Consider the following 8,940-nt stretch of genomic DNA (forward strand, 5'->3'; position numbering starts at 1 on the left):
TGGTAACAAGAAGTATTTTTGGTAAAAAGAAAAAAATTTGTAAATAAATGTATAGAATAAATTTTTAGAATCATACTATCTTTAATCTGATAAACAACATCAGAGCATCCAAAAGACAAAGGAGTCGACAACATGGCAAACAGAAGATCTTCAAATCAATATGCTTCACCAAATGCAAGTTCAGCAATTGAGCAAATGAAGTTCGAAATAGCTTCTGAATTTGGAGTTCATTTAGGACCAGACACAACTTCACGCGCTAACGGTTCAGTTGGTGGAGAAATTACGAAGCGTCTAGTTCAAATGGCAGAACAAAGCCTAGGCGGATACTCTCGTTAAATAAAAAATGAGGATGGAAAGCAAACTTTCTATCCTTTTTTTATTGTCTAAAAACAACTAGATCCATCCAGTAAATCGTTATCTATTTACATTTAAACAAGACTAAAAACTACTATATACTTGCAAGGGAAACAAAAACGGGGGATAATAATATCACTGGATGGTGATAAATGATGTCAAGTTGTAAAAATTCCGTTACACCTAAGTGGTTCGGATTTGCTATTCAGGCATTAGTTTTACTAGCAACAACAGAAGGGGTTACACCAAGTAAAGCAATCGCAAAACATATTAGATCAGGTGTTTCATTTATGAGAAGAATCATGGCTCCCCTCGTAAAAGAAAAAATAGTAGAAGCAAGAGAGGGACGAGATGGCGGCTATTTATTAGCTAAGTCACCTGAGGAAATTACCTTAAAACAAGTCTACATTGCCCTACAAATGACAGAACCTCTATCAACCGCACTAATTGAATCCACATCTGACTGTACTAGTGGACGTGTAATGAACAACGTATTTTCAGACTTTGCAATTGAAGCAGAAGAGCACTTGCTTGGCTTTTTATGTAACTATACTTTGGCGGACTTTGTAAGACGTGCCAGTCATAAAACGATCGAATCACTTTGAAAATATCGTACATTTGGATGTACGATATTTTTATTTTGTAAAAGTGCCATCGCAAATAAATTTCAGGAATCGCAATTAAAAAAGTAGAATAGCAATTAAATTTGGTAAATCACAAATAAATATAGCGTAATCGCTAATAAAACAATAAAAGAGTATAATTTACGTGAGAAAATATTAAATTTTTGAATCAATTGAAGTGATTTTGTTCACATACATGATCGATTGGACTTTTTTTTTGATAAACTTCTTTCTCCCAACGAATTTCAACAAGCCTCAAAATTCTAACCTTGAGTAAATGATTAATCAAAAATAAAAAAATGCACTTGAAATGAGAACAGTTATCGCATATACTGTACTTAAATCAAAGACACTTACAAAAAGTAACCAACTAATATCAAGCACACTATTTTTTTGCGTATTACTGTTTCTAAACTAAGAACAGTAAGGAGTAGTTGAAAACTAAAAAAATAACCGTACTTAATATAAGTTCAGTAAAAAGCAAACAAAAGGGAGAGATTTTTAAATGAAATGGTTTACTCGAATTATTCAAGGGATATTAATTATTGCATTTCTAATGTCTGGATTTGTGAAATTAAGTGGCAATACTCAAATGTTACATGATTTTAAAGAGGTTTATAGTTATTCAAAAAGTATGATGTATACGATTGGTTCATTTGAGGTGATAGGTGCAATTGGTTTATTAGTTGGTTATTGGAAGTTGATATTAGGTAAGCTTGCTTCAGTTGGATTAGCAATTATTATGGTAGGAGCTGTATTTACTCATTTACATGCGGGTCAAGGCATGAGTGTTGCAATGGTTCCATTTGTTCTGTTAGTGTTAACATTAATTGTACTATTTTCTAGAGGAGGTAAATTAAAATGAATTTTCATCAAAAGCCAAAGGTTTATGCTCCAACAGTTGAATTAAAAGTTGCAAATTTAGAGCGTTCATTAGCGTTTTATCAAGAGGTTATTGGTTTAAAAGTTATAGAACATTCAACTACAAATGCTAGTCTAACAGCGGATGGGGTAAATGTTTTAATTAAATTAGAGCAGCCAGACAATGTTGCACCTAAAAATGAGCAAAATACAGGATTATATCATTTTGCGTTATTAGTACCTACTCGAAAAGATTTAGGTATCGTGCTTAAGCATTTGATTGAAACTAGAAATCCACTTCAAGGTGGTTCGGATCATTTAGTCAGTGAAGCGATCTATTTAGCGGATCCAGATATGAATGGTATTGAAATTTATGCAGATCGTCCATCAGAGAATTGGCAATGGCATAATGAGTATGTCGTTATGGACAGTAAACGATTAGATGTAGAGGGACTTTTAACACTTGCTGAGGGTGAAGATTTTACTGGTCTACCGTCAGGAACGATTATGGGGCATATCCATTTACAAGTTTCTGATTTAAATAGCACAGAGAAGTTTTATTGTGAAGGGCTTGGATTTGATGTTGTAACGAAATATGGAAGCCAGGCATTATTTATTTCAACTGGCCGTTATCATCATCACATCGGTTTAAATACTTGGCATAGTGCAGGAGGAGTTGCACCTTCTGACAGCAGTGCAGGATTAAAGAATTTTACATTGTTATATCCAAGTGAAGAAGAAAAATCCGTGGTAGTAAATCGTTTAAAGAATATGGGAGCTCTTGTTTTTGTAGAAAATGGCGTTACATTTACAAAGGACCCTTCAGGCATAACAATCCAACTATTAGTTGGTAATGAAAAATAAAAATACAAAAAATTTGAGTATCAGACTGATTGCAAGCGCTTGTCTTTCGAGGCGTGAAGTCTGGTGAGGAGCGGAGTTACCCTAGACGGTAATGAGCACCGCAGATAGGCGAAGTAACGAAGAAAGCGAGCGTTTGGCGGGCAGTCTGGAGAGACATTTTCAACTACAATGTTGTGAATGTCTCTTTTTTTCGTTTCTATTTTTTAGTTGCTTTCTATCATATTTCTTCAATAAAAATAATATATTTGAACAACATGTACATTTACTAACTATGGGAGACGGGAAGAAAAAGGGAGAGTGAAAAAGTGTTACATATTGTGGTTTGTATAAAACAAGTGCCTGATACGAAGATCATTAAGATGAATCCTAAAACGAATACGATGGACCGTGCAAGTGCTCCAGCAATATTAAATCCGTATGATGCTCATGCTGTTGAGGAAGCTGTTCGAATTAAGAATAAATATGGTGGAACAGTTTCGGTTATTACCATGGGGCCGCCACCTGCTGTAAAAGCTATCAGAAAATGTATTGAAATCGGTGCAGATGAAGGGTATATGATTTCAGACCGTGCATTTGCTGGGGCAGATACTTTAGCGACAAGTTATGCTTTGACAAAGGCGATTGAGAAAATAGGACAAATTCAAGCGATTGATTTAATCATTTGTGGAAAGATGACAATTGACGGTGATACTGGACAAGTTGGACCAGGTATTGCACGTCGTTTAGATATACCGCCGTTAACATCAGTTAAGAAGGTTCAAGAAATTAATAAAGATGAAGGTTATGCAATTGTTCATCGAAAAATAGAAGATGGCCATGAAGTGATTAAAACGAGTTTGCCTTGTTTATTTGCAGTTGAGAAGGAAATCAATGAAGTTCCTTATTCATCACTTACAAATATGATAAAAGCTGCAAGGTATAACCCGACCATTTGGGCCGTGAAGGATTTAGAAGATATTGATATTAAACAGTTAGGTCTAAAAGGTTCACCAACAATTGTATCGAAAGTATGGGCTCCACCGAAGGCTAAAGGTGGAACGGTTTTTGAAGGAACTTCACTAGAAAAAGTAAATGAACTAATGAAGATTTTAAACGAGAAGAAAGAGTTATTTGAAGTGAAAGGAGGGGTATAAATGGATTTCTCAGAGTACAAAGGTATTTGGGTGTTTATTGAAGAAAACGATAAAGTCATAGCACCCGTGTCACTTGAATTGCTTGGAGCTGGTAAAGAATTAGCTGAAAAACGTGGTTGCGAATTAGCAGGATTATTAATTGGTGAAAATGTGAAATCATTAGCCCCTACGTTATTTGAATACGGTGCTGACATCGTTTATGTATATGATGATCCAATTTTTAAAGATTATCGTACTGAGTCTTATATGAAAGCAGTACTTGAATGTTGTAACAAATATAAGCCCGAAATCTTATTGTATGGTGCAACTTCTAAAGGGAAGGATTTAGCAAGTGCAGTTGCAACTGACTTACCTACAGGTTTAACAGCCGATACAACTGTATTAGATGTTGAAGAAGATACAGGACTATTATTAGCTAGTCGTCCTGCATTTGGTGGAAATATAATGGCAACTATTCTTTGTAAGAAATATAGACCTCAAATGGCTACAGTTCGTCCGAAGGTAATGAAAGCGCTCGCTCCGATTCCTGGTGCTGAGGGAGTTGTGATCGAAGAGGAAATTGATTTAAAAGAAGAAGATATTCGTACAAAAGTATTAGAGATTGTACGTGCAACAACTAAGAAAGTTCGCATTGACGAAGCAGATATTATCGTGGCTGGTGGTAAAGGGTTAGGTAGTAAAGACGGATTTCAATTGATTCATATGTTTGCAGAATCGATTGGAGCGGCTGTTGGAGCAAGTCGTGATGTAGTTGAAGCTGGCTGGGTTGAACATCATCATCAAGTTGGTCAGACTGGCGTGACGGTTACTCCAAAAATTTATTTTGCAATTGGGATATCTGGTGCAATACAACATATTGTTGGGATGCAAAATTCAGGTCTCATTATTGCGATAAATAAAGATCCGAATGCGGCAATTTTTCAATCTTGTCATTACGGCATCGTAGGAGACGCATTTGAAATTGTACCAATGCTGATTAACCAATTTCAAGAAAGTTTTTCTTTAAAGGAGGAAAATCACGATCATGCCGGAAAAATTTGATGTAATTGTCGTTGGAGCAGGCCCAGCAGGAATTTCATGTGCATACGAGCTCGCAAAAAATGGTGTTAATGTTGTTCTTATTGAAAGAGGAGAGTATCCTGGTTCGAAAAATGTTATGGGTGGCGTATTGTATCGTAAAATGATGGAGGACGTTATCCCTGAATTTTGGAAGGATGCACCAATTGAACGTGTGATTGTAGAGCAACGAGTTATGATGCTTGATAAACAATCCGCTACAACCTTTGGATATAAAGGTCTTGAATTTGCTGAAGAACCTTATAATAATTTTACGGTTCTTCGCTCAAAGTTCGATCAATGGTTTGCTCAAAAAGCAGTAGAACAAGGTGCATTATTAATCAATGAAACAGTGGTACTCGAGTGTATTGTTGAAAATGATATGGTAGTTGGGGTAAGAACGGATCGACCAGATGGTGATTTATATGCCGATGTGGTAGTACTTGCTGATGGCGTAAATTCACTTTTAGGAAAATCTTTAGGTTTCCATAAAGAATGGAGACCAGATGAAGTCGCTTTAGCTACAATGGAAATATTAAAGCTGGATAGTAAAATAATTCAAGATCGATTTGGTCTTGAAGGTAACCAAGGGGTAGCAATCGAGCTATTTGGAGATGCGACAAAAGGCATAGTTGGCACGGGATTTTTATATACCAATAAAGATTCTCTTAGTATTGGGGTCGGTACATTATTATCAGGAATGATTGAAAACAAATTGAAACCTTATGATTTACTTGAATACGTTAAGAATCATCCGATGATAAGACCATATATTCAAGGAAGCGAACCGCAAGAATACCTTGCCCATTTAATTCCAGAAGGTGGGTACAAATCAATTCCTAAATTGGTAGGAAACGGAGTATTAGTAATTGGCGATGCAGCACAATTAGTAAACGCAATTCATCGTGAAGGCTCAAATATGGCAATGACATCTGGAAGATTAGCAGCTGAGACCATTATCGAAGCAAAAGCGATTGATAACTACTCTGATGTTGCTTTAAAACCGTACGCTGATAAATTACTAAATAGCTTCGTAGGACAGGATTTGAAAAAATATAAAGATGCAACACATCATTTTGAAAAATTCCCTCAATATTTCGAGCAATATATTCCACTATTAAATAAATCTGCCAGCCAAATGTTTACAGTAGATGGTAAATCTAAATGGGAAAAACAAAAGAATATTATGAGTAATATAGGAGGAGCAAAGGCTAAACTTAAGCTTGCGAAAGATGTATACAAAGCATGGAAGGTGATGAAATAAATGAGTGAGACAAAAAAAGAAAGTACAATCGAAGAAAAGCAGTATCTCGTTCGTTTTAATGCCGATACAAAATCGCACTTAACTGTACTAGATTCCGATATTTGTATGACAAAATGTCCCGATAAAATCTGTACGATATTTTGTCCAGCTGATGTTTATAAATGGGAAAATATTCGAATGCATGTTGGATACGAGGGATGTCATGAATGTGGAAGCTGTAGAATAGGCTGTCCTCATCAAAATATTAAATGGGAATATCCGAAAGGTGGTCACGGAATTATATTTAGATTGGGGTGATCGAAATGTTCTCGATAGGCAACTATGTTATGTTTAGCTTAGATGGTGCTGTGGGAACGGTTATGGAAACTAAAGATAATCATTGCTTAGTAGCTTGGGAGGATCGTGTTTGTAGTTGGGCAAGTTTCGATCTACTAAGGAAAATTAGTTGCGCAGAATTAATTCAACTCTTCACTCCAAAATAATTCACCTTTTTTATATGGATCAATCTAAAAATGGGGGCTATATGAGAGGAGGTAAAACAACCTCTCATATAGCCCCCAATTACATATGAAAGCACGTCTAAATGCTATAACTGATTCAACCTCGAAATAAGACTTCTACTACTACTATTAAAAAGAAAAATTCTATCACATTAACCCGTATACCATAAAAACAATTCTATATGTTCCTTTTTCTATTTTCACTTTTTTTGGTTCTTGGATAGGTGCTTTATCAGATTTCGATTTACATCCTACTTTATTCTTACAGGATTTAATTAAGTTATCACTGTACTTAGGTTTAGATAATTTTATTTTTTCTTTTTGACCAGTTTCTAGTTTAGTGTGTTCAGTTTTATAAATTATTTTGGTTGGCTTAGTACTTGTGTCTTTTTCTGATGCTTCATTATGTTCTCTTTCATTTGAAGGATCTATAATAGAGGTAAAAATAAATAAAACAAATAAGGCCCCAGTAATAATAAAATTCTTTAAAGACTTTCCGTTCATTTTAAAGAAAGAAATAATCCCCTTAATAATAAAAAATAGGACTCCTATAAGACATAAAAATTCAATAAACGTGTACAATAGTTAGCCTCCCTATATTTCTCCACATACTAACTATTCGTTATAGAGGACTAAATTACCTTTTTAAAGTTAATTGGAGTGTTACTAAAGTATAGGGAAATTCCATCCGATGAAATAGTGAGTGCTATTTTCCTATATGTAACAATTCTTTTTTTAGTGCTTTAGTTGTTAGTATATGGGAATTAAAAAATGGAGGGGGATATACAATGCAGAACCTATTAGGCATCTAGTAAAATATTCATTAAAAAAATAACCACGTTAGAACTAATAGTTAATTTCTTTCGGAATCCACTAATATAATTTTTTCTTCTATACTTTCATACATGTCCACTCTAACATTTAATAGGAAGATTTCTATTAATATAGAAGTATTTAGACAAATTTTATCTAACACCTCACCACTTAAATGCAAAAGGTCCCCAGATTATTTAATTTAAAATACATTTTTACAGAAACCTAGGGGACACTAAAGATAATAAATTCATGTGCCAGCATTTCAAAACTATATACTTTCAAATGCTAATGTATTAATTGATATAGTCTCTAACAACTATATCTTTTTTATTTTGAAGTTTATAGGAAACGTCGAAACAGACATTAAGGTTAAAAGAATTAGAATTTACCAAAACTATACAATTCCAACGTAATAATAAAAAAAAGCAAAGCTATAATTAAATTCATTCAATAAAATACGAATAATATCATTGACTAAATAATAGATTGAATTTATATTTAATTTTAAATATTCGAACAATTAGGGGTGATTAGATGGGAAATGCATTAGTGTTTCAGTCAGATTTTGGATTACTAGATGGAGCAGTTAGCGCTATGTATGGTGTTTCTTGTAGTGTAAATCAAGAGATAAAGATTTACGACTTGACCCATGATATACCTCAATACGATATTTGGGAAGCTTCTTACCGACTTGTACAAACAATGAATTACTGGCCAGTTGGAACAGTATTTGTTTCAGTTGTAGACCCAGGTGTAGGCTCAGATCGTAGAAGTATAGTGGCTCGCACAAATACGAATCACTTCATTATAACACCTGATAACGGAACATTAACACATGTAGGCAAAATTTATGGAATCAACCAATTAAGAGTCATTGACGAAGAAATTAATAGACTACCAAATTCAAGCGAATCTTATACTTTCCATGGGAGAGATATATTTGCTTTTACAGGTGCAAGATTAGCTTCTGGAATAATTGACTTCGAAAATATTGGTCCAGAAGTAGATTCAAATTCATACATAAAATTACCAATTAAAGAATGTCATAGTGAAAACAATTCGATAACAGGAACAATTGATATACTTGATGTTCGTTATGGTAGTATTTGGACGAATATTGGTCGATCAGATTTTCTCAAACAAGGCATTTCTCATGGGGACTTTGTAGAAGTACTTATTTCGCACCAAGGAAGAAAAGTATACAAACAAGCTGTAAAATATGGAAAATCATTTGCTGATGTAGCAATTGGAGAACCAATCTTATATGCAAACAGTCTAGATCAAATGGCAGTTGCTGTAAATCAAGGCTCGTTTACTGATGAATACGGAATTGATACAGGTATAGAATGGGAAATAACACTTAAAAGTAAGTAAGGTGGGGTTAGTAGAAAAAGACTTAGTTTTCCTTATCCCCAAATTTTAGTAATTTTTTAATAAAATTTTAACTTAGAAGTTTACTTATATAAAGT

General features: G+C 34.3%; 11 protein-coding genes. 10 read left to right on the plus strand and 1 reads right to left on the minus strand.

The window, feature by feature from the left end; all coding sequences use genetic code 11:
* Positions 1-132 precede the first annotated feature (132 nt).
* The 9 genes from CN514_RS10105 (at position 133) to CN514_RS10145 (ending at position 6,637) form a co-directional block, all read left to right on the plus strand.
* Positions 133-336, plus strand: coding sequence for an alpha/beta-type small acid-soluble spore protein (locus tag CN514_RS10105; protein ID WP_097974212.1), 204 nt, complete (start codon positions 133-135; stop codon positions 334-336).
* A 173-nt stretch (positions 337-509) separates the two neighbouring features.
* Complete coding sequence (locus CN514_RS10110; RefSeq protein WP_025568186.1) at positions 510-959, plus strand: RrF2 family transcriptional regulator; 450 nt, start codon at positions 510-512, stop codon at positions 957-959.
* A 523-nt stretch (positions 960-1,482) separates the two neighbouring features.
* Complete coding sequence (locus CN514_RS10115) at positions 1,483-1,842, plus strand: DoxX family protein (protein WP_098232461.1); 360 nt, start codon at positions 1,483-1,485, stop codon at positions 1,840-1,842.
* Entirely contained in the window at positions 1,839-2,702 is an 864-nt protein-coding gene (locus CN514_RS10120; protein WP_098232462.1) for a VOC family protein, read from the plus strand. The genes CN514_RS10115 and CN514_RS10120 overlap by 4 nt, the downstream gene beginning before the upstream one ends.
* A gap of 305 nt (positions 2,703-3,007) precedes the next feature.
* Positions 3,008-3,835, plus strand: coding sequence for an electron transfer flavoprotein subunit beta/FixA family protein (locus CN514_RS10125; protein WP_025568183.1), 828 nt, complete (start codon positions 3,008-3,010; stop codon positions 3,833-3,835).
* Positions 3,836-4,876, plus strand: a complete 1,041-nt coding sequence (locus tag CN514_RS10130) for an electron transfer flavoprotein subunit alpha/FixB family protein (RefSeq protein ID WP_098232463.1) — start codon at positions 3,836-3,838, stop codon at positions 4,874-4,876.
* Positions 4,860-6,155 carry an FAD-dependent oxidoreductase gene (locus tag CN514_RS10135; RefSeq protein WP_025568181.1) on the plus strand — a complete coding sequence of 432 codons (1,296 nt, stop codon included), beginning with the start codon at positions 4,860-4,862 and terminating at the stop codon, positions 6,153-6,155. The genes CN514_RS10130 and CN514_RS10135 overlap by 17 nt, the downstream gene beginning before the upstream one ends.
* Positions 6,156-6,452 carry a ferredoxin family protein gene (locus tag CN514_RS10140; protein WP_098232464.1) on the plus strand — a complete coding sequence of 99 codons (297 nt, stop codon included), beginning with the start codon at positions 6,156-6,158 and terminating at the stop codon, positions 6,450-6,452.
* Positions 6,453-6,457: 5 nt separating this feature from the next.
* Positions 6,458-6,637 (plus strand): tudor domain-containing protein, encoded by a 180-nt coding sequence (locus CN514_RS10145; protein WP_025568179.1) that lies wholly within the window; start codon positions 6,458-6,460, stop codon positions 6,635-6,637.
* A 165-nt stretch (positions 6,638-6,802) separates the two neighbouring features.
* On the opposite strand, the gene CN514_RS10150 is transcribed toward CN514_RS10145, so the two are convergent.
* A complete protein-coding gene (locus tag CN514_RS10150) occupies positions 6,803-7,237 on the minus strand; it encodes a hypothetical protein (protein ID WP_098232465.1) in 435 nt (144 codons plus the stop codon).
* A 768-nt stretch (positions 7,238-8,005) separates the two neighbouring features.
* Between CN514_RS10150 and CN514_RS10155 the strand changes: the two genes are divergently transcribed.
* Positions 8,006-8,845 carry an SAM hydrolase/SAM-dependent halogenase family protein gene (locus CN514_RS10155; RefSeq protein WP_098232466.1) on the plus strand — a complete coding sequence of 280 codons (840 nt, stop codon included), beginning with the start codon at positions 8,006-8,008 and terminating at the stop codon, positions 8,843-8,845.
* The last annotated feature ends 95 nt before the right edge of the window (positions 8,846-8,940 follow it).

The organism is Bacillus sp. AFS001701 (assembly GCF_002559405.1).
Classification (GTDB): Bacteria; Bacillota; Bacilli; order Bacillales; family Bacillaceae_G; genus Gottfriedia.

Coding starts and splice junctions, on each gene's coding strand:
- CN514_RS10145 (WP_025568179.1), top strand. CDS start 6,458: ATGTTCTCGATAGGCAACTATGTTATGTTTAGCTTAGATGGTGCTGTG.
- CN514_RS10105 (WP_097974212.1), top strand. CDS start 133: ATGGCAAACAGAAGATCTTCAAATCAATATGCTTCACCAAATGCAAGT.
- CN514_RS10155 (WP_098232466.1), top strand. CDS start 8,006: ATGGGAAATGCATTAGTGTTTCAGTCAGATTTTGGATTACTAGATGGA.
- CN514_RS10135 (WP_025568181.1), top strand. CDS start 4,860: ATGCCGGAAAAATTTGATGTAATTGTCGTTGGAGCAGGCCCAGCAGGA.
- CN514_RS10130 (WP_098232463.1), top strand. CDS start 3,836: ATGGATTTCTCAGAGTACAAAGGTATTTGGGTGTTTATTGAAGAAAAC.
- CN514_RS10115 (WP_098232461.1), top strand. CDS start 1,483: ATGAAATGGTTTACTCGAATTATTCAAGGGATATTAATTATTGCATTT.
- CN514_RS10110 (WP_025568186.1), top strand. CDS start 510: ATGTCAAGTTGTAAAAATTCCGTTACACCTAAGTGGTTCGGATTTGCT.
- CN514_RS10140 (WP_098232464.1), top strand. CDS start 6,156: ATGAGTGAGACAAAAAAAGAAAGTACAATCGAAGAAAAGCAGTATCTC.
- CN514_RS10120 (WP_098232462.1), top strand. CDS start 1,839: ATGAATTTTCATCAAAAGCCAAAGGTTTATGCTCCAACAGTTGAATTA.